Source organism: Pseudomonas sp. QTF5 (genome assembly GCF_000512695.2).
Lineage (GTDB): Bacteria > Pseudomonadota > Gammaproteobacteria > Pseudomonadales > Pseudomonadaceae > Aquipseudomonas.
Genome location: NZ_AZRW02000020.1, coordinates 24,295 through 43,949, shown reverse-complemented (window position 1 = coordinate 43,949; position 19,655 = coordinate 24,295). Strand labels below are relative to the sequence as shown.

The following is a 19,655-nucleotide window of genomic DNA, read 5'->3' as shown; positions in this document are numbered from 1 at the left end:
ACAGCCTCGTAACAAACGCCAACGGCGGCTCAGGCCCCGCCCCTGTAGGAGCGAAGCTTGCTCGCGAATGCGTCACCTCGGTCTATCAGATACACCGAGTTGCCTGTGTTCGCGAGCAAGCTTCGCTCCTACGGAGTGCGTAAGAGCCTGAGCCGCCGTGGCTCCCGTCGGATCGACTCAGCGATCGGGCAGGGTGATATTGAGTTCCAGGATCGAGCAGCTGCCCTGGTTTTCCAGAGCGACGTGCACGTCATCGGACCCGATATTGACGTACTTGCGGATCACTTCCACCAGTTCCTTCTGCAAGGCTGGCAGGTAATCCGGCGTACTGCGCTGGCCGCGTTCATGCGCCACGATGATCTGTAGACGCTCTTTCGCTACCGACGCGGTACTGACCTTTTTACTGGCACGAAAGAAGTCAAAAAGGTTCATTACCTACCTCCAAAAAGTCGCTCGAAGAATCCCTTCTTCTCGACATCGAGGAACCGGTGTTCGCGATTTTCGCCCAGCAGGCGGTCAACGGTATCGCTGTAGGCCTGACCCGCGTCGCTCTGGTCGTCGAGGATAACCGGAATACCCTGGTTGGATGCCTTGAGCACCGCCTGGGATTCAGGGATCACGCCGAGCAATGTCACCGAGAGAATATCCTTGACGTCTTCGACACCGAGCATTTCGCCCTTGCTGACACGTTCTGGATGGTAGCGGGTGATCAGCAGGTGTTCCTTGATCGGGTCTTCGCCTCTTTCGGCACGACGGGACTTGCTGGCCAACAGGCCCAGCATGCGGTCCGAGTCACGTACGGAGGAGACTTCCGGGTTGGTCACTACAATCGCTTCGTCGGCGAAGTACATGGCCAGGTGGGCACCTTTCTCGATACCGGCCGGGGAGTCGCAGACCACGAAATCGAAATCTTCCTTGAGCTGCATCAGGACTTTTTCCACGCCTTCGACGGTCAGCGCGTCTTTGTCGCGAGTCTGACTGGCGGCCAGGACATAGAGGTTTTCCAGCCGCTTGTCTTTGATCAAGGCCTGTTGCAGGTTGGCTTCGCCGTTTACCACGTTGACGAAGTCATACACCACGCGGCGCTCGCAACCCATGATCAGGTCGAGGTTACGCAAGCCGACGTCGAAGTCGACGATAACTGTTTTGTGGCCGCGCAGAGCGAGGCCGGTACCGATAGCGGCGCTGGTGGTGGTCTTACCCACACCACCCTTGCCGGATGTAACCACGAGAATCTTGGCCAAGGTGTTTTACCCCTAAGGAAAAAGGACGTTTAGCCCCTGAAAAACATCTCTTGAAAAACTACTGCAGTCGGACAGCCTTGGCTGGAATCCGGTTCTGAGCGGCGCTTACCCCCGGTAAACACTGCTTTTAGCCTTTTTCCTACTTCGTTTGAGCCGTTTTCGCTACGTTTTAGAGATGCTTGGAAAATGCGGCAGTATCCGTTAAAGCCGAATGATGTTCAACACGTCGCCCGACAGGCTGACTTGTACGCCCGCGCCCCACAATGGATCGCGACGCAGATCCTCGGAAACCTTGTAGTGGCCAGCGATAGAGACCAGTTCAGCGGTCATCTGCTGACAGAAAATCCTGGCTTTCGTGTCACCTTTGACGCCGGCCAAGACACGACCGCGCATCGCGCCGTATACATGGATGTTCCCATCGGCGAGAAGTTCCGCCCCCGGGCTGACCGATGAAATCACCACCAAATCGCAACCCTGGGCATAAATCTGCTGGCCACCGCGTACTGGCGAAGTGATGATTTTGGTTGGTTTGATGGTCGGTTCCGGTGGTTTTTCCGGTTTTTTTACAACAGTGCCTTCGTGCGGGTCGAGCGGTCGCTCACGGGCGCCGGACGGCGGTAGCACCGGCAGATCGACCGCGATAGCGGCGGCGATGTCTTCAATGCGGCTGGCACGGATCGCCAAGGTGCGCAGGCCATGCTGGCGGCAGATGCGCATCAGCCCCGGCAGATCGACCGAGCCTTCGCTGGCCGGGAGTTTGTCCAGGGCCAGTACCAGCGGCGCATTGCTGAAAAAATTGGGCGCCTGGGCGACTTTGGCGGCCAGTTGCCGATCAAGGTTCTCAAGGTCGTTACGGGCCAGTTCCAGCACCGTAATGGCAAGCATGCTGCCCTTCAACTGGAACACGGGATCTTGGTCTAGCGGTTCGGTTTGGCTCATGGTCGGCATACAACGGCTTGTCACTAAAAGTGCCGAGACTTATAACGAGAACGCCCGCGGGCCGCAAGCCGGGTCGAACGATGTAGAATGCGCGGCCACTGTCTTGACGGAACCTTTAATGGATCGCCCGCGTTTTCGAACAGCATTTCTTTCTCCACGTTTCTGGCCGCTGTGGTGTGGCTTGGGGCTGTTGTGGCTGATTGTGCAGCTGCCGTATCCGGCGTTGCTGTCGATCGGTCGCGCCCTGGGCGCATTGATGTATCGAGTGGCCGGCGACCGACGGCGCATTGCCAAGCGCAATCTTGATCTGTGTTTCCCTGAAAAGTCCGCTGCCGAGCGCAAGCGTCTGCTCAAGGAAAACTTCGCCTCCACCGGCATCGCCTTCTTCGAGATGGCCATGAGCTGGTGGTGGTCGCGCAAGCGTCTGGCGAAACTGGCCCATGTCGAAGGCCTGGAGCATTTGAAGCAGGCCCAGACGGAGGGCAAGGGCGTGATTCTGATGGCCGTGCATTTCACTACGCTTGAGATCGGCGCGGCGCTGCTCGGCCAGCAGCACACCATCGATGGCATGTACCGCGAGCACAAGAATCCGCTGTTCGACTACATCCAACGTCTTGGCCGCGAGCGGCACAACCTCGACTCGCTGGCGGTGGAGCGTGACGACGTGCGCGGCATGCTCAAACTGCTGCGGGCAGGCCGAGCGATCTGGTATGCACCGGATCAGGACTACGGCGCCAAGCAAAGTATCTTTGTGCCGTTGTTCGGGGTTCAGGCGGCGACCGTCACCGCCACCAGCAAATTCGCACGGCTGGGCAAAGCGCTGGTAGTACCGTTCACCCAGGAACGCCTGGCGGACGGCAGTGGTTATCGGTTGATGATCCATGCGCCGCTCGAGGGCTTTCCCGGCGAAACGGAAGAGGCTGACTGCATCCGGATCAACCAGTGGGTCGAAAGTGCATTGCGCGAATGTCCGGAGCAATACCTCTGGGCACATCGCCGCTTCAAGACCCGTCCACCGGGCGAGCCGAAGCTGTACGCCAAACGCGGTTGAGTCACCGATCCCTTTAAGCACCATGGAGTGTTGCGATGAGTTCTGCTGAACCGGTTACAGGGTTGATACTTTCCGGCGGCGGGGCTCGGGCGGCTTATCAGGTGGGTGTGCTGGCGGCGATTGCCGAGCTGCTGCCGGTAGGGGCGGCTAATCCGTTTCCGGTCATCGTCGGCACTTCGGCCGGCGCAATCAACGCGGTCAGCCTGGCCAGCGGGGCGATGGACTTTCGTGGCGCGATTCAGCGTCTGACCGCCTTCTGGCAAGGTTTCCGCAGCCATTTGGTATTGCGCAGCGACTGGCCGGGGGTGATCCATCAAGCCACCCGCTTTGTCAGTCACAGTTTGCTGGGGATTGGCGCTCAGGTGCCAGTGGCCTTGCTCAACAGCTCACCGCTACGCGGTTTACTCAACGACAAACTGCACATGTCCGGGATTGCCGAGGCCATCGCGCAAAAGCAATTGAAGGCGGTGGCGGTCACGGCGTTTGGCTATGAGTCCGGTCAGGCTGTCACGTTCTATCAGGGCGGCGGCACCATCGAGTCCTGGTTGCGCCATCGGCGAATCGGCGTGCCGACACAATTGAGCGTCGAACACTTGCTGGCCAGTTCGGCGATTCCGTTGCTGTTTGCGCCGGTGAAAATCGGCGAAGAATATTTTGGCGATGGCGCGGTACGTCAATCGGCACCGATCAGTCCGGCCCTGCACCTGGGTGCCAGCCGCGTGCTGGTGGTGGGCGTCAGCGGCAACCCGCGCGGGGTCGACCCGGAACAGCCGCTGCAACGCGCCTACACCGGGCAACAGCCGACCTTGGCGCAAATCGGCGGGCACATGCTCAACAGTACGTTCATTGATAGCCTGGAAAGTGACATTGAGTTGCTGCAGCGTCTGAATCAGTTCAGTCATCTGCTGCCCGACGACACGCCGAGTCGTGCATTGGGGGCGGCGCCAGTGGAGGTGCTGGTGATTTCGCCGAGTCAGCCAATCGATGAGATAGCCGCGCGGCATCGCCAGGAATTACCGGCGGCCTTGCGCCTGTTTTTGCGCGGGCCGGGGGCGACCAAGACCAGCGGGGCGGGGGTGCTGAGTTATCTGCTGTTCGAGGCGGGGTATTGCAGCGAGTTGATTGATCTGGGGCGGCGCGATGCGTTGGCCAAGCGCGATGAGCTGTGCCGGTTTCTGGGGTTGGTGGAGCCTGCGGTTTCGGCTTGAGATTTGCGGTGCGGCTATTCGCGGGCAAGCCACGCTCCCACAGGTTCTGTGTCGTTCGCCGATGATGTGAACGACACAGAACCTGTGGGAGCGGGCTTGCCCGCGAAGCTTTTACGATCAGAAGTGGAACTTCACCAGGAAGCTCGTGTTGCTTTGATCGGTCTTGAAGTACTGGCTGTCCTTGATCCCGTACTTGTCTGACCAGTAGTCGTACTCGACACCGACGTACAACTGCTTCTCGCCAATGCTCAGCGCTTTGCCCAAGTCGTATTTGATCTGTGGGTTGAAGTGCAGGTTGGCGTGGTAGGTGCCTTTGCTGTTCTTGTCGTTGTCGACCACCCAGTCCATGAAACCATCGATCAGGATGTTCGAATCGCCCACTGGAATGGTGTAGGACCAAACCGGGGTGATCTGCCAGACGTTGTCACCCGGGCGACTGCCCTCAGTGTGGCGCTGGTAGAAGTTCAACTGGAAGTAGTCGAACCCGGGAATCGCCAGGTCGAAACCCGGACCGATCAGGTAAGACTCGGTATCGCCCTCACCGAACTCGTACGTCATGGCCAGCAGCACGTCTTTGATCGGGCCGAATTCGATTTTCTGGTCGAGCACTTTGCCCAAGGAAATACGCGGCTGGAACTCACCATAGTAGGTGTTCGGGCCGGCGTTGAAGTCCTTCTCGCCGTTGTAGAAAATCTTGTCGACGAAGAAGAAGTTATCCCCGTATTTCCAGGCATCGGCGTGCTCGAAGGTGACGGTTTGCTGAATGCGCGGGTTGACCTGGAAGTCCTTGCCATAGAGGTAGGTCAGGCTGTTGTTCTGCCATTGCAGCAAGTCGCCGGCCATTGCCTGGCCCCCGGCCAGCAAGGATCCCGCGAGCATCAGGCTGGTGCACGTACGTTTCATTCGGTTGCTCCCAAAAAGTAGGTGGTTCCACGTTATTTTTCTAAGGTCGGCGCTCTGGTGTGGCGCCTTTTCTTGCTGCTGTAAAAAATCATCCAGTCGGTCAGCTTCAATGCTGTTAGCAAGCGCTGAGCCAAGGCTTTAAAAAAGCAAAAAAACGCCCGTTCGGCTGTTCGAAAACAGTCGATTGAGCGTGATTTTGGGGTGCCTTGGTACTGTCCAGAGCCGGGGTAAGTTGGCTTTCCGGTCAGAAATTACATCCGCGCTTTTTTTTTGAGCGGATTCGGGCGGGCGCGGAGAATACTGACTCCCGCGCCATGGCTCAAGTGCCCCGCAACAGAGCGGCGGTGACAGGTTTGGGGCACGGTTGTCGGCGGTCAGCCTGGCGTCGTTGAACTGCAGGTTTGTCGGGGTACGAATCATCTGTTGCTCCCTCTTGTTTTTATTGTTTGAGGCGCAGGCAGCTCCCACAGGGTTTTGTGGTTTTGTGGTGGGCGTGGCAGTCGTTGATGGTCGTGCGCATCAGGGTGACCGCGGTGCGGCCACTCGCTGGCAAGCCAGCTCCTACAGGTCATGCACGTGTAGGAGCTGGCTTGCCAGCGAAGCTTTTCAACGATGAATCAGTTGGTCGGCGCTCCCTGAACGATCCACGCGCCGATCAGGTCACGTTCCTGCTGGGTCATCTGGGTGATGTTGCCCAGTGGCATGATCTGGCTGGCGACGGCTTGGGCCTGGATGCGCGGGGCCTGGAGTTTGATCTGTTCGGGCGTGTCGAACATCACGCCAGCTGGCGCCGCGCTGAACAGCGGGCTGGTCGGTTTGGCCGAATGGCACACGGCGCAACGTTCCTGGATCACGCTGTGAACCTTGTCGAACGACGGCCCCTGATTTGACGCCTGAGTCGGTTCAGCAGCCGGCGCTGCTTTTGCCGCTTCAGGTTTGGCACCACCGCCAAGGGCGGTTTCCGGCAGCGGCTGGTACTCGATGGTCCCAGGCGCCTTGGCCACTTCAGGTGCACTGGACATCGGCGCCGGCCCGGTCACGTAGGCCAGGCAGATCATGCCGACCGCCGCAACGGGCAGGGTCCAGGCAAACTTGTGGCTGTCATGACGGGTGTTGAAGTAGTGACGCACCAACACCGCCAGCACCGCGATCCCGGCCAGGATCAGCCAGTTGTATTGGCTGCCGTAGGTGCTCGGGAAGTGGTTGCTGATCATGATGAACAGCACCGGCAAGGTGAAGTAGTTGTTGTGACGCGAACGCAGCAAGCCTTTGGCCGGCAGCGCCGGATCGGGCGTGCGGTTCTCGGCAATCGCTGCCACCAATGCGCGCTGCGCCGGCATGATGATGCGGAACACGTTGCCGACCATGATGGTGCCGATGATCGCGCCGACGTGCAGGTAGGCACCACGACCGCTGAACACTTTGCTGAAGCCGTAAGCGGCGCCAATGATCAGCACGAACAGGATGAAGCCTAGCAGGGCAGGGCGTTTGCCCAAGGCCGAGTCGCAGAGGAAGGAGTAGACGAACCAGCCGACGAACAGCGAACCCATGCCCAGCAGAACACCTTCAGGGCCGGTCAGGCTGCTGCCCGGAGCGAGCAGGTACAGCGTCGGGTTGGAGTAGAACACCACGCACAGCAGCGCGACCCCCGACAGCCAGGTGAAGTAGGCTTCCCATTTGAACCAGTGCAGGTTGTCCGGCATGGTCGGTGGAGCCAGTTTGTATTTTTCCAGGTGATAGATACCGCCGCCATGGATCGCCCACAAATCGCCCGCCAGCCCGTTTTTCGGATTGACCCGATTGAGGTTGTTTTCCAGCCAGACGAAATAGAACGACGCGCCGATCCAGGCCACGCCAGTGATCATGTGAACCCAGCGCACGCTCAGGTTCAGCCATTCCAACAGATGTGCTTCCACAGTCTTTACCTCTCGCCTGTCACTCTGTCGTCGAGTGATCAGACCTTCTCTTATTGGTGGGGGGCGAGGATCAAACACTCATCCTCTTTGAAAAAATGCTCATCGCAGTTATTGCCTTTGCCACTGCGATCAACCACCAGGAAGTCATCCCGCTTTTCGATCGTCAGCACCGGGTGGTGCCAGACGCCGCGATGGTAATTAATGCCCTGCCTGCCGTTGGTGACGAAGGCGCGGACCAAGCCTGATACAGGTTCATCGCCAAGTGGCGCGACCACGATCAGAAAGGGGTTGCCGAGCAGCGGAATGAAAGCCTGGCTGCCCAGCGGATGACGCTCCAGCATGCGGACGGTCAGCGGCATGTCCTGCGCGTCGGCGCGGAAAATGCTGATGATCGCGTTGTCCTCTGGCGTGGCGGTTTCGACCACAGCCAGTTTGTGAAAGCGCATGGTCGAACCGTTGTTGATCATGAAGTGATCGCGGCCAGAGGTTTCGATCACGTCACCGAAAGGGGCGAAGGCTTCTTTGGTCAGTGGTTCAATCGTCAATGTGCGCATGCTGGTCTTCTTTTCGTTAAGTTCTGTGTTGTCTGTTCTGGCGTCTTCGCGAGCAAGCCCGCTCCCACAGGGGAATGCATTTCAAATGTGGGAGCGGGCTTGCTCGCGAATGGCCTCACCGCTTATTTCGCGACCTTGCCCAATACCCGCAGGCGGCTCACACCACCATCCGGGAACACGTTCAGGCGGATGTGGGTGATCGGGCCCAGTGCCTTGATCTGCTCGGCGAAGGTGTGTTCGGCGTGCATTTCCAGCTTCTGGCTTGGCAACAGTTCGCGCCAGAACAAAGATTGGGTCTCGATCTGGCTGTCGGTGCCGCCTTTCACGAATGCACCCTGGATCGAACAGGTGTCCGGGTAGTTGCCCTTGAAGTGCAGGGTGTCGACGATGACTTTCTCGATCTCGCCCGCATGGCCCAGCGCGACGATCACCCAGTCATTGCCCGGCGTGCGACGACGTGCGGTTTCCCAGCCGTCGCCCATGTTGATGCCACGGCCCGGATTGAGGATGTTGCTCATGCGGCCGAAATGTTCGTCGGAGCAGGCCAGCGCACGACCGCCATTCAGGGCAGCAGCCAGGTCGACCTGTTCGTTGTCGCCCACAGCGGACCAGTCGCGGAACGGAATGCCGTACACGCGCAGACGGGCCACGCCACCATCCGGGTAGATGTTGAAGCGCAGGTGGCTGAACGCCTGGTCGTTATTGATTTCGTGGTAGTGGTGGCTGTTGCCTTGCAACTCGACGGCCGACAGCACTTCAGTCCACTGGGTGTTTTCGTCCGGCTCGCCCGAGGCCAGGAAGCAGGCTTCCAGGGAAGCCGACGGCGGGAAGTTGCCGGTGAAGAATGAAGTGTCGATGTCCACGCCTTTGATCGAGCCCGGTACGCCCAAGCGGATCACCGCGCTGTCGTAGCCTTCGAAGCGCTTGCGGCGCGACTCCCAGCCGTCCATCCACTTGCCGTTGTCATCGAACACGCCCTCCTTCCACACGGCCGGGGTCGGTTGGAACAGACGGTTGGCGTCTGCGAACCAGTCATCGGTGACCGAGATGATTTTGGTGCCCAGGCGGGCGTCGGCCAGGTTGACGAACTTCTCGAAAGGTACGGCGTAAGCTTTCATTCTTCTTGTCTGCCTTTAATAAGTTGGCTTGGGATGCTTGCGAGGCCCTGGGTACTTTTCGCGTTTAAGAGCACTCGGGCCAGGCTTGCTATAGGGTCAGTAATCGGAACAACGCGATCTTGTTGATCTCCGCCAGCGCACATTTGAATTCGGTATCCGCCGAGTTGTGAATGCGCGTTTCGAACGCCGCGAGGATCTGATGCCGGTTGCTGCCTTTTACCGCCATGATGAAGGGAAACTTGAACTTGGCTTTGTAGGCGTCGTTCAGCTCGGTGAAGCGAGAAAACTCTTCGGCCGTGCATTGGTGAATACCGGCGCCAGCCTGTTCGTTCGTGCTGGCTTCGGTCAGTTGGCCCTGGACGGCGGCTTTGCCGGCCAGGTCCGGGTGAGCGTTGATCAGGGCCAGTTGGCTGGCATGATCGGCGCTCAACAGGATGTCGCTCATGCGCTGGTGCAGGGTTTCGATCTCGTCGATCGAAGGGTCCTGGCCCAGGTCGAAGGCCTTCTCGGCCACCCATGGCGAGTGTTCGTAGATGTCAGCGAAGGCGGCGACAAACGCGTCGCGGCTCAGGATCGATGGCTTCAGGGTTTGGAAGTGGCTCATTTCGCGGCCCCTTGATACGGGTGGGTTTCGTGCCAGTGACGGGCGATGTCGACGCGACGGCTGAACCACACCTGTTCATGACTTTTAGCGTATTCGATAAAGCGTTTGAGCGAAGCCAGACGTGCCGGACGGCCGATCAGGCGGCAGTGCAGGCCGATCGACAACATTTTCGGCGCCTCGGCGCCTTCGGCATACAACACATCGAACGCGTCTTTCAGGTATTCAAAGAAATCGTCGCCCTTGTTGAAACCCTGGACCTGGGTGAAGCGCATGTCGTTGGTGTCCAGGGTGTACGGGATCACCAGATGCGGCTTGCCGGTCGGGTTGTTCGGTTCCCAGTAGGGCAGGTCGTCGTCGTAGGTGTCGCAGTCGTAGAGGAAACCGCCTTCTTCCATCACCAGTCGACGGGTATTCGGGCCGGTGCGGCCGGTGTACCAGCCCAGTGGGCGCTCTCCGGTTATTTCAGTGAGGATGCGGATCGCTTCGAGCATGTGCTCGCGTTCCTGCGCTTCGTCCATGTATTGGTAGTCGATCCAGCGATAGCCGTGGCTACAGATTTCATGGCCAGCATCGACCATGGCGCGGATCACATCCGGGTGGCGCTGGGCGGCCATGGCCACGGCGAAGATGGTCAGTGGGATGTCGAATTCCTTGAACAGTTTCAGAACCCGCCAGACGCCGGCACGGCTGCCATACTCGTAAAGGGATTCCATGCTCATGTTGCGCTCGCCTTGCAGCGGCTGCGCCGAGACCATTTCCGAGAGGAAGGCTTCGGACTCTTTATCGCCGTGCAGGATATTGCGCTCGCCACCTTCCTCGTAGTTGAGTACGAAGGACAGAGCGATGCGGGCATTGCCCGGCCAGTGTGGGTGAGGAGGGTTACTGCCGTAACCGATCAGGTCGCGTGGATAGTCAGCGCTCACTGCAGTCTTCCTTCTTGTTCGTGTCGACTTATTCAAAGTCAGGGTGTGTGGCGGCCTGGCGATGAGAGGGCAGGCTGGCGTCACAGCGATGGAGTGATTGTATACAACTTTATATTCACTTTGTAAGCCTGATTTTTTGCATTTTTCACTGACTATCGACTTTGAAGGGTGTTGCAAGAAACCTGCCTGACTGGTCAGCTAATGGATAGAAGGTGCTCTGATCTTATGGTTTGGCGCAAGATTCGCTGACAAACGCTGAATGGCGAGGGTAGCGGTAAAAATGTCGTTTTTATTGTGTACAATTTTTATGAAAAATGTCTTAATCAGTCGCTCGCCGCAGCTTTTCGTGCTCCGAAACGGTGCGGTCTCCTTTTCAACTGACTTCGGGAGGCGCGAGGTCTGACTGCTCCACGCAGGCAGGCGCGCAGAATCAATGGGACGTTTGACTACACACGTTTTGGATGCTGCACACGGTTGCCCGGGCAGCTCGATCAAGGTCGAGTTGTACCGCGTTGAAGGTTCGCAGCTGGAATGGGTCGCCACTGCGATTACCAACAGCGACGGTCGTGTCGATTCGCCGCTGCTGCAAGGCGATGACTATCGGTCCGGGGTCTATCAGCTTCAGTTTCATGCGGGTGATTACTACCGCGCCCGTGGGGTTCAGCTGCCTGAGCCTGCGTTCCTGGATGTGGTGGTGCTGCGTTTCGGCATCTCTGCGCAGCAGGATCACTACCATGTGCCGTTGTTGATTTCGCCGTATAGCTATTCGACCTACAGAGGAAGCTAGACTCCCCCAAGAATCTGCGCATAAAGCTTCTTTGGTCTTTGCCCGCTCACACTGCGGGCTTTTTTTTGCCCTGAGATGTGTGGTGTTGCTGATGACGCCTTCGCGAGCAAGCCCGCTCCCACACGAGGATCTTCTGCGAATACATTATTTGTGACCGGCAGAGATCAAATGTGGGAGCGGGCTTGCTCGCGAAGCTTTTGCTTTTAACGGCTCAACAACGACGCCGCACCGGCGCCACTGAACAACCCGGCACTCACCCGGTTAAACCAGCTCTGCCCCTTGCCGCTGCGCAAATACCCCGCCGCGCCATGAGCCCCCAGCCCATAAGCCAGCTTGCACAGCAGATCCAACACGGTCCAGGTGACAATCATCACCAGCAACTGCGGCAGGAACGGCTGTTCGGCGCTCAAAAACTGCGGCAGGAAAGCGGCAAAGAACAAAATATCTTTCGGATTACTCGCGCCGAGCATGAACGCGCGCCCGAACAGTGCGCGAAAGCGCGGCACCGGTGCAGCCTGGGGCACTTCGGCGCCCTGGGATGGCTGACGCGATTGCTGCCAGCTCTGCCAGGCGAGGTAGAACAGGTACAACGCACCGACGATTTTCAGGGCGCTGAACAGCTGTTCCGACGCCAGCAACAATGCGCCCAAGCCAAGCGCTGAAGCACTGAGCAGGCAGATCGACGCAATCACGCCACCCAGAAACGCCGGGTAAGAACGGCGCAAACCGTAATTCAGACTGTTGCTGATCATCAGCAACGACAGTGGCCCCGGGACCAGGATCACCACCAGCGCAGCGCCGCTGAACAGCAGCCAGGTTTCCAGACTCATCACTTTCCTCCCTATGTGCAAAAGCCCCACCCGACGGGGTGAGGCTGTTTTGAAACACTGTTTTTGAAACGTAGACGGCTTACAAGAAAATGAACTTGGCGATGAAGATCGCGCACAGCACCCACAAACTGACGGAAATTTCCTTGTGCTTACCGGTAAAGGCCTTTAGCACCACGTAAGTGATAAAACCCAGCGCAATACCATCGGCGACCGAGAAGGTCAGCGGCATCATGATCGCGGTGACGATCGCCGGAATGCTGTCGGTCGCCTCGTCCCATTCGATGTGTGCCATACCGCCCATCATCAGCATCGCCACATAAATCAGCGCACCGGCGGTGGCGTAAGCGGGAATCATGCCAGCCAGCGGTGCGAAAAACATCGCGGCAACAAATAGCACACCTACGGTCACAGCGGTAAGACCAGTCCGACCACCCGCTGCGACGCCAGCGGCACTTTCCACGTAGCTGGTGACTGGCGGAACACCGACCACCGCACCGAACACGCTGGATGCACTGTCGGCTTTCATGGCGCGGGAAAGGTTTTCGATTTTGCCGTCGGGGTTCACCAGATTGGCGCGTTGGGCGACGCCCATCAAGGTGCCGGCGGTATCGAACATGTGCACGAAGAGGAACGCCAGGACCACGCTGATCATGCTGACGTTGAACACGCCGGCGACGTTCATGGCCATCCAGGTCGGAGCCAGGCTTGGCGGGGCAGACATGATGCCCTCGTAATGCACCAGGCCCAGGCCCCAACCGGCCAGAGTCACGGTGATGATGCTGATGAGGATCGCACCGAACACTTTGTGGTAGCTGAGCACGGCGATCATCAGGAAGCAGATGGCAGCCAGCAGTGGGCCAGGTTCGCGCAGGGAGCCGAGTTTGATCAGCGTGGCCGGGCTATCGACGACGATACCGGCGGTTTTCAACCCGATCAGTCCGAGGAACAAACCTACGCCGGCACCCATGGCGAAGCGCAGGCTCACTGGAATGCTATTGAGCAGCCATTCGCGGATCCGTGAGAAGGTCAGAATCATGAACAACACACCGGACACAAATACCGCGCCGAGTGCGGTTTCCCAGTTGTAGCCCATGGTGCCGACCACGGTGTAAGTGAAGAACGCGTTCAGACCCATGCCCGGCGCCAGGCCGACCGGCCAGTTGGCGTACAGCCCCATCAACAGGCAACCCAGCGCGGCGGCGATGCAAGTGGCGACGAACGCCGCCCCATGATCGATGCCGGCATCCGCCATGATGTTCGGGTTGACGAAGATGATGTAGGCCATGGTGATGAAGGTTGTCAGACCGGCTATCAGCTCGGTCTTCACCGTGGTGCCGTGCAAGCTGAGTTTGAAGATGCGCTCCAGCCAGCCATTGCGTAATGGCGGCGAGAGTTCCAGCGTCGAGGCTTCGGATTTGCGGCTTTCCACAGCGAGTACTCCTCAAGAGTTTTATTGTTATTTCCAGGGCCGGACCCATGAGGGTGGCAGCGACCCTTTGAGGTGCTTGCGAATTTGTTGACTTGTTGGTCAAGAACTCGCACGAAGCGAATTATGCTTTTGTATACAAATAAAGCAAATAATGTTTTTGATTTTGTAGACGAAAAGTTTGGCAATAGGGATATATCGCCAGGAAGGACGCCTTCGCGGGCAAGCCACGCTCCCCACAGGTAAGCGCATTCCCCTGTGGGAGCGTGGCTTGCCCGCGATAGCTTTAGATCAGTCGATACACATGTCGCGGGTAGAGCGTTTCAGTCAGCTGCCTCCTGACTTTTCCCCATCGCCAGGTTCACCGCCAGCCACCCATTCACCGCAGTCTCCCCAGCCTCGGCAAACACCCGCTCCAGCAATTTCACCTGCTCGCGCCGCAACGACTGCTCGAATCGCGCGCCTTCCGCAGTCAGTTCCAGCAGTCGCTTACGCTTATCGGTTTCGGACGCGACGCTGTTCACCAAATGCATTTCCACCAACTGACGTAGCGGAATGTTCAGCGCCTGTTTGCTCACGCCGAGTAACGCCAGCAACTCCTTGACGCTGAGGGCAGGGTAGCGGGCGATGAAAAACACGATGCGTTGGTGCACCCGGCTCAAGCCGCGACGCTCGAGCATTTCGTCGGCCTTGGCGGTGAACGCCTGGTAACCGAAGAAAAACGCTTCCATGGCTTGTTGCTGAGTGCTGGGGTTTTTAAGGTCAAGCATGTTGACGTATCCGCTCGGTCTGTCGTAATTTCGGTCAACCAGTTTGACTCATTTTCCTCAGGCCTCGCTACCGGTGACTCCCATGGCTTTTTCCGAACGTGTCTCGCGCCTTAAAAGTTCTTTGATCCGTGAAATCCTCGCCGCCGCCCAGCGTCCGGAAGTGATGTCGTTCGCTGGCGGTTTACCGGCCGAAGCCATGCTGCCGAAAGTCGAGTGGGCGGACATGCCGCTGTCCATGGGGCAATACGGCATGAGCGAAGGCGAGCCGGCACTACGTGAAGCGCTGGCGGCCGAAGCCCGAGCGTTGGGCGTGCCGTGCGAGGCGAGTCAGGTGCTGGTGGTCAGCGGTTCCCAGCAAACCCTCGATCTGGCGGCCAAGCTTTACATCGACAAAGGCACCGAGATCCTGCTTGAAGCGCCGACTTACCTGGCAGCGTTGCAGATCTTCCAGTTGTTCGGCGCCGACTGCATCACCGTCCCGCTGGAAGCCGATGGTCCGGATCTGGCGCAATTGCGCAGCCGTCTGGAAAAACACAAACCAGCGTTCATTTACCTGATTCCGACGTTTCAGAACCCATCGGCGGTGCGCTACAGCGAGGCCAAGCGTGATGCAGTGGCGGCGTTGCTCGACGAGTTCGGCGTGACCCTGATCGAAGACGAACCCTACCGCGAGCTGACCTTCGACGGCGGCAGTGCCACGCCGATCGTCAGTCGCTTGAACAAGGCCAGCTGGATCTACACCGGCACCGTGTCGAAAACCCTGTTGCCGGGCCTGCGGGTCGGTTACCTGATCGCCAGCCCAGACCTGTTTCCGCACTTGCTGCGGCTCAAGCAATCGGCCGATCTGCACACCAACCGCATCGGGCAGTGGCAAGCGCTGCAATGGATCGGCACCGAAAAATACCAGCAGCACCTGGGTGAGTTGCGTGACTTCTATCGGGCTCGTCGGGATGCATTCCAGTCAGCACTTGAAAAGCATTTCGGCGACCTGGCGCAGTGGAACGTGCCGCAGGGTGGGCTGTTTTTCTGGCTGACGCTAAAGCAGCCGCTGGATACCCGAACGCTGCTCAAGGCTGCTCTGGCGGCGGATGTGGCGTTTATGCCAGGCGAGCCATTTTTCCCTGAGCCGGACAAGAACCCCGGTCACCTGCGGCTGAACTTCAGCCACATCGACCCGGCGCGGCTGGACGAAGGGCTCAAGCGATTGGCGACGGCGGTGCGTCAGGGCCAGGCGGCAGAAGCGGCTTGAGAGGAGGGTATAAAACAATAAACCGGCCATTCGGCCGGTTTATTTTTGTCCGGGATTTGCAGTGCTTGTGCCGACGCCTTCGCGGGCAAGCCTCGCTCCTAACAGGTTTAGTGTTTGCCCATCATTTGGACACGACACAAAACCTGTAGGAGCGAGGCTTGCCCGCGAAGAGGCCATCAACAGCACCACAAAACCTCAGGCTGCAGCAAACCGCTTATCCAGATAATCAATGATCACCTTGGACTCATACATCCAGGTGGTCTGGCCATTCTCTTCGATACGCAGGCACGGCACCTTGATCTTGCCGCCTTGCTCAAGCAGGGTCTGGCGATCCTGTTCGTTGTTCTTCGCATCGCGCAACGCCACCGGAACGTTCAGGCGGCGCAGGGTGCGGCGGGTTTTCACGCAGAACGGGCAGGCGTGGAACTGATACAGGGTCAGGTCCTTGGCGGCCGTTTCGACCTGAGCCTGAGCGGCGGCGGGGCGCTGCTTCTTGCCTGGACGAGTAATGAAATCGATGAAGATGATCAGTTGGCCGAGGCCGATACGAAGCGCTTTAACGAACACGGGATAAGCCTCACAGGGCAAACAGAAGGCGCGCAGCTTACCTGATTTTTCGCAGGCGAAAAAAAACCGGCGATCAGTGCCGGTTTTCTTCGTGCTGCGAGTTACTTGATCAGGCTGAGAAACTCGCTGCGGGTGGCCGCATTTTCGCGGAACTCGCCGAGCATCACCGAGGTGATCATCGTCGAATTCTGTTTCTCCACACCGCGCATCATCATGCACATGTGCTTGGCCTCGATCACCACCGCCACGCCCAGGGCGCCGGTGACTTGCTGGACCGCATCGGCGATCTGGCGGCTGAGATTTTCCTGGATCTGCAGGCGGCGGGCGTACATATCAACGATACGCGCGACTTTCGACAGCCCCAGAACCTTGCCGCTCGGGATGTAGGCAACATGGGCCTTGCCGATGAACGGCAGCATGTGGTGCTCGCACAACGAGTAGAGCTCGATGTCCTTGACCAGCACCATCTCGCTGTTATCGGAGCTGAACAAGGCACCGTTAGTGACCTCTTCCAGTGTCTGTTCATAACCGCGGCAGAGGTACTGCATGGCTTTGGCGGCACGTTTTGGCGTGTCGAGCAGGCCCTCGCGGGAGGCGTCCTCGCCCAATTGGCCGAGAATCTCGGTGTAATTCTGTTCCAGGGACATGAAACTACCTGTGGGATTTTACGCAAAGGGCAAGGGTACGGTGACGGACACGGCGCTGCAAGCGTGAAGCGACGGCATCACTCGTCGCGACCTTCCATCATGGTGCGTTTGAGCATCACATAAACCGCTCCGGCGCCGCCGTGTTTCGGTTGGCACGAGGTGAAGCCGAGCACCTGTGAATGCTGGCGCAGCCACGTGTTGACGTGACTCTTGATCATAGGCCGCTTGCCGTCCAGGCGTACCGCTTTGCCGTGGGTGACACGTACGCAGCGGATTTCGAATTTGGTCGCTTCGGCCAGAAAGGCCCAAAGGGTTTCACGGGCCTTTTCCACGTTCATGCCATGCAGATCGAGGCTGCCTTCGAACGGAATCTGTCCGATCTTGAGCTTGCGCATCTGGCTTTCCTGGACACCGTCGCGGGCCCACATCAGCTCATCTTCTGGGCCGACATCAATGACGAACTGATCGGACAGCCCGTCAACGGCGGTGGCATCGGTGCGCACGGTGGCGGCCTGGCGCAGCTTGGCGATTTGCGCGCGGTCGGCCTTGGGTTTGCCGGTTTCGGCGCGATCGTGCTTGATCGGCTTGACGCCTTGGATCGCGCTTTTGAACAGGGAAAAATCGTCGTCTTGCATGTCAGCCTCCGCGAAGGGCGGCCAGTTTACCCAAGTCGGGACGAATCGGGCGCGACAAAACGTCCGGCGTTGGGCTTAGTCGTGTTTTTTCATCAAGTGTGGAGACATGTTCAGCTCTCGCGACTGGCGCGAGCGGCGACGGCAGCGGCGCCATAGCCACACGCCGATGTACAGCACGAACAGGCCCACGGCCAGAATGATCGCCGAGCCCAGCGGGCTGGCATTCAACTCGCCCAGCGCCGGTGGCCGGCCCAGCAAGCTGGCCGCGCCGGCCATCGCCAGCAACACACCGCACGTCGCCAGCAAGGCAGCGAACGCTGCGCCGAAGCGAAAACGCCAGTTGCTTTGGCCTTTGGGCCGCAAGCGGCGTGCATCAAAACCATCGGATAACTTCATTCCGACCTTCCTCAATGGGTATCGGCCCTTCGACCGGCAGTTAACCGGGATGTTCCTGAGGCTAGGGCAATTACAGCAAATAAGAGGCTTTTGCGGATGAGCGGCGGCCTGGACCGCTCATCGAAGGTTGATCAGATCAGTTCGCGGGTCTGGGCGAGGGTGGCGAAGTTGTCCGCCATGATCGCCATTTCGGTGTGCTGCACATGCTCGGCGCTCAGGACGCCACCCTTGTAGGGCAGGTCGCGAGTCGCGCAGGCGTCTTCAACCAATGTGCAACGAAAGCCCAGGTTTTTCGCAGCGCGTACGGTCGTGCTGACGCTGGAATGGCTCATGAAGCCGCAGACGATAAGGTCCAGCGAGCCGAGATTCTGCAGGCGCTCCAGCAGTTCAGTGCCATGAAACGCACTCGGCAGCAATTTGCCGATAATGGTTTCGTCGCCCTGTGGCTCGAGCCCCGGGATGAACTCGCCGCGCTCGCCTTGCGGGTCGAACAGCCCACCGACAGTGCCGAGGTGGCGCACATGCACGATCGGCCGACCGGCTGCACGGGCAGCGGTCACCAGTTGTTTGATGTTCGCGACGGCAGCATCCATGCCGCTCAGTGCCAAGGGGCCGCTGAGGTATTCTTTCTGGGCATCGATGATGACAAGGGTCGCATGACCCAGATTGGCCGCTGCATAACCACGGCCGCTGAGTTGAAACATCGTTTTTGGAACGGACATTCTGGGGCTCCTTCGGGTGGGGCTTTTGCGACATTGTCCTCTGGCTGAGCGCTTCTGTGAATCGCTACCATCGTAGGCACCGCCGTTGTTGGGTCGCAGCCTTGTCAAGATACTCGTTCTGTTCAATAGCTTGCTGAAAAAATAGAAGGGTCCTACATCTGATCCGGTGTTTTTCCTGCGTCGTCGTGGCGTCTTTTGGCTGTTAGAATCGTCAGTCGTTTTTTCTGGAGTTTGCCCCGTGATCACTTCCCGACTTCGTACCCTGCGTGACCATATCCGTTGGGCCGTCAGCCGCTTCCATGGGGAGGATCTGTTTTTCGGCCATGGGACCGACAACGCCTGGGATGAAGCCCGTCAACTGGTGTTGGGTGCGCTGCACTTGCCGTGGGAAATTGCCGACAGCTATCTGGACTGCCGTCTGGAAGATGACGAATTGGTCAATCTGCAACGCTTGCTCAAGCGCCGCATCGAAGAGCGCATTCCGACCGCTTACCTGCTGGGCGAAGCCTGGTTCTGTGGTATGTCGTTCATTGTCGACGAACGCGTGCTGATCCCGCGTTCGCCAATTGGCGAGCTGATCGAAAAGCGTTTCGAACCGTGGCTCGGCGCCGAACCTGCACGCATTCTCGACCTGTGCACCGGTTCCGGTTGCATCGGCATCGCCTGTGCTTATGAGTTCCAGAATGCCGAAGTGGTACTGGCCGATCTGTCGTTCGAAGCGCTGGAAGTGGCGAACCAGAACATCGAGCGCCACGGTGTCGATGAGCGGGTGTTCACCGTTCAAGGCGATGGTTTCGATGGCTTGCCGGGTCAACGTTTCGACCTGATCGTGTCGAACCCGCCTTACGTCGATGCGGAAGATTTCGCCGACATGCCGGACGAGTATCAGCACGAACCGGAGTTGGGCCTGGCCTGTGGCGACGACGGTTTGAACCTGGTGCGTCGCATGCTCGCCGAAGCGGCGGATCATCTGGCCGAGAAGGGTTTGCTGATTGTCGAGGTGGGTAACAGCCAGGTTCACGTCGAGGCGCTGTACCCGGAAGTCGACTTCGCCTGGCTGGAGTTCGAGCGCGGTGGGCATGGGGTGTTCATGCTGACAGCGGAGCAGTGCCGCGATCATCAGGCGTTGTTCGCTTCTCGCGTCTGACTTAAGAAAGCTTTCGCGA

At 58.8% G+C, this 19,655-nt stretch carries 22 protein-coding genes; 5 read left to right on the top strand and 17 right to left on the bottom strand.

Features of this window, described 5'->3' with window-relative positions; translation table 11 throughout:
- Positions 1–177: 177 nt before the first annotated feature.
- The 3 genes from minE to minC all read right to left on the bottom strand — a co-directional run bounded on the left by minE (position 178) and on the right by minC (position 2,183).
- Positions 178–432 carry a cell division topological specificity factor MinE gene (gene minE, locus IC37_RS16850; RefSeq protein ID WP_007898843.1) on the bottom strand — a complete coding sequence of 85 codons (255 nt, stop codon included), beginning with the start codon at positions 430–432 and terminating at the stop codon, positions 178–180.
- Complete coding sequence (minD, locus tag IC37_RS16845) at positions 432–1,244, bottom strand: septum site-determining protein MinD (RefSeq protein WP_030131659.1); 813 nt, start codon at positions 1,242–1,244, stop codon at positions 432–434. The genes minE and minD overlap by 1 nt, the downstream gene beginning before the upstream one ends.
- Positions 1,245–1,445: 201 nt before the next feature.
- Complete coding sequence (gene minC, locus IC37_RS16840) at positions 1,446–2,183, bottom strand: septum site-determining protein MinC (protein ID WP_030131658.1); 738 nt, start codon at positions 2,181–2,183, stop codon at positions 1,446–1,448.
- Between the two features lie 118 nt (positions 2,184–2,301).
- On the opposite strand from minC, the gene IC37_RS16835 reads away from it, so the two are divergent.
- The gene (locus IC37_RS16835; protein WP_030131657.1) at positions 2,302–3,234 is read left to right on the top strand and encodes a lipid A biosynthesis lauroyl acyltransferase; all 933 of its coding nucleotides are present in this window, start codon (positions 2,302–2,304) and stop codon (positions 3,232–3,234) included.
- 35 nt (positions 3,235–3,269) lie between these two features.
- On the top strand, positions 3,270–4,442 hold the full coding sequence (locus IC37_RS16830; RefSeq protein ID WP_030131656.1) for a patatin-like phospholipase family protein: 1,173 nt from the start codon (positions 3,270–3,272) through the stop codon (positions 4,440–4,442).
- Positions 4,443–4,559: 117 nt separating this feature from the next.
- Here IC37_RS16830 and IC37_RS16825 read toward each other — a convergent pair whose 3' ends face one another.
- The 6 genes from IC37_RS16825 to puuE form a co-directional block, all read right to left on the bottom strand.
- Positions 4,560–5,345 carry an outer membrane protein OmpK gene (locus IC37_RS16825; protein ID WP_030131655.1) on the bottom strand — a complete coding sequence of 262 codons (786 nt, stop codon included), beginning with the start codon at positions 5,343–5,345 and terminating at the stop codon, positions 4,560–4,562.
- A 617-nt stretch (positions 5,346–5,962) separates the two neighbouring features.
- Positions 5,963–7,261, bottom strand: a complete 1,299-nt coding sequence (locus IC37_RS16820; RefSeq protein ID WP_030131654.1) for a urate hydroxylase PuuD — start codon at positions 7,259–7,261, stop codon at positions 5,963–5,965.
- A 50-nt stretch (positions 7,262–7,311) separates the two neighbouring features.
- Entirely contained in the window at positions 7,312–7,815 is a 504-nt protein-coding gene (locus tag IC37_RS16815) for an ureidoglycolate lyase (RefSeq protein WP_030131653.1), read from the bottom strand.
- Between the two features lie 122 nt (positions 7,816–7,937).
- Complete coding sequence (alc, locus tag IC37_RS16810; protein WP_030131652.1) at positions 7,938–8,933, bottom strand: allantoicase; 996 nt, start codon at positions 8,931–8,933, stop codon at positions 7,938–7,940.
- 88 nt (positions 8,934–9,021) lie between these two features.
- Positions 9,022–9,537 (bottom strand): 2-oxo-4-hydroxy-4-carboxy-5-ureidoimidazoline decarboxylase, encoded by a 516-nt coding sequence (gene uraD, locus IC37_RS16805; RefSeq protein ID WP_030131651.1) that lies wholly within the window; start codon positions 9,535–9,537, stop codon positions 9,022–9,024.
- Positions 9,534–10,460: an allantoinase PuuE gene (gene puuE / locus IC37_RS16800; protein WP_030131650.1), complete on the bottom strand. Its 927-nt coding sequence runs from the start codon at positions 10,458–10,460 to the stop codon at positions 9,534–9,536. The genes uraD and puuE overlap by 4 nt, the downstream gene beginning before the upstream one ends.
- 433 nt (positions 10,461–10,893) lie before the next feature.
- On the opposite strand from puuE, the gene uraH reads away from it, so the two are divergent.
- On the top strand, positions 10,894–11,247 hold the full coding sequence (gene uraH, locus IC37_RS16795) for a hydroxyisourate hydrolase (RefSeq protein ID WP_030131649.1): 354 nt from the start codon (positions 10,894–10,896) through the stop codon (positions 11,245–11,247).
- A 203-nt stretch (positions 11,248–11,450) separates the two neighbouring features.
- On the opposite strand, the gene IC37_RS16790 is transcribed toward uraH, so the two are convergent.
- The 3 genes from IC37_RS16790 to IC37_RS16780 form a co-directional block, all read right to left on the bottom strand.
- A complete protein-coding gene (locus IC37_RS16790) occupies positions 11,451–12,077 on the bottom strand; it encodes a LysE family translocator (RefSeq protein WP_030131648.1) in 627 nt (208 codons plus the stop codon).
- 79 nt (positions 12,078–12,156) lie between these two features.
- Positions 12,157–13,506, bottom strand: coding sequence for an NCS2 family permease (locus IC37_RS16785; protein WP_030131647.1), 1,350 nt, complete (start codon positions 13,504–13,506; stop codon positions 12,157–12,159).
- A gap of 320 nt (positions 13,507–13,826) precedes the next feature.
- A complete protein-coding gene (locus IC37_RS16780; protein ID WP_030131646.1) occupies positions 13,827–14,273 on the bottom strand; it encodes a MarR family winged helix-turn-helix transcriptional regulator in 447 nt (148 codons plus the stop codon).
- An 82-nt stretch (positions 14,274–14,355) separates the two neighbouring features.
- Between IC37_RS16780 and IC37_RS16775 the strand changes: the two genes are divergently transcribed.
- On the top strand, positions 14,356–15,522 hold the full coding sequence (locus IC37_RS16775) for a PLP-dependent aminotransferase family protein (RefSeq protein ID WP_030131645.1): 1,167 nt from the start codon (positions 14,356–14,358) through the stop codon (positions 15,520–15,522).
- A 195-nt stretch (positions 15,523–15,717) separates the two neighbouring features.
- Here the strand turns inward: IC37_RS16775 and IC37_RS16770 are convergent, their stop codons facing one another.
- The 5 genes from IC37_RS16770 to IC37_RS16750 form a co-directional block, all read right to left on the bottom strand.
- Positions 15,718–16,089: a glutathione S-transferase N-terminal domain-containing protein gene (locus IC37_RS16770; RefSeq protein WP_030131644.1), complete on the bottom strand. Its 372-nt coding sequence runs from the start codon at positions 16,087–16,089 to the stop codon at positions 15,718–15,720.
- Between the two features lie 101 nt (positions 16,090–16,190).
- Positions 16,191–16,736, bottom strand: coding sequence for a GTP cyclohydrolase I FolE (gene folE / locus IC37_RS16765; protein WP_007898818.1), 546 nt, complete (start codon positions 16,734–16,736; stop codon positions 16,191–16,193).
- A gap of 77 nt (positions 16,737–16,813) precedes the next feature.
- Positions 16,814–17,371 (bottom strand): Smr/MutS family protein, encoded by a 558-nt coding sequence (locus tag IC37_RS16760; RefSeq protein WP_030131643.1) that lies wholly within the window; start codon positions 17,369–17,371, stop codon positions 16,814–16,816.
- A gap of 75 nt (positions 17,372–17,446) precedes the next feature.
- Positions 17,447–17,767 (bottom strand): hypothetical protein, encoded by a 321-nt coding sequence (locus IC37_RS16755; protein ID WP_030131642.1) that lies wholly within the window; start codon positions 17,765–17,767, stop codon positions 17,447–17,449.
- A 131-nt stretch (positions 17,768–17,898) separates the two neighbouring features.
- Positions 17,899–18,489 (bottom strand): cysteine hydrolase family protein, encoded by a 591-nt coding sequence (locus IC37_RS16750; protein WP_030131641.1) that lies wholly within the window; start codon positions 18,487–18,489, stop codon positions 17,899–17,901.
- Positions 18,490–18,727: 238 nt separating this feature from the next.
- On the opposite strand from IC37_RS16750, the gene prmB reads away from it, so the two are divergent.
- A complete protein-coding gene (prmB, locus tag IC37_RS16745) occupies positions 18,728–19,636 on the top strand; it encodes a 50S ribosomal protein L3 N(5)-glutamine methyltransferase (RefSeq protein ID WP_030131640.1) in 909 nt (302 codons plus the stop codon).
- Positions 19,637–19,655: the final 19 nt, after the last annotated feature.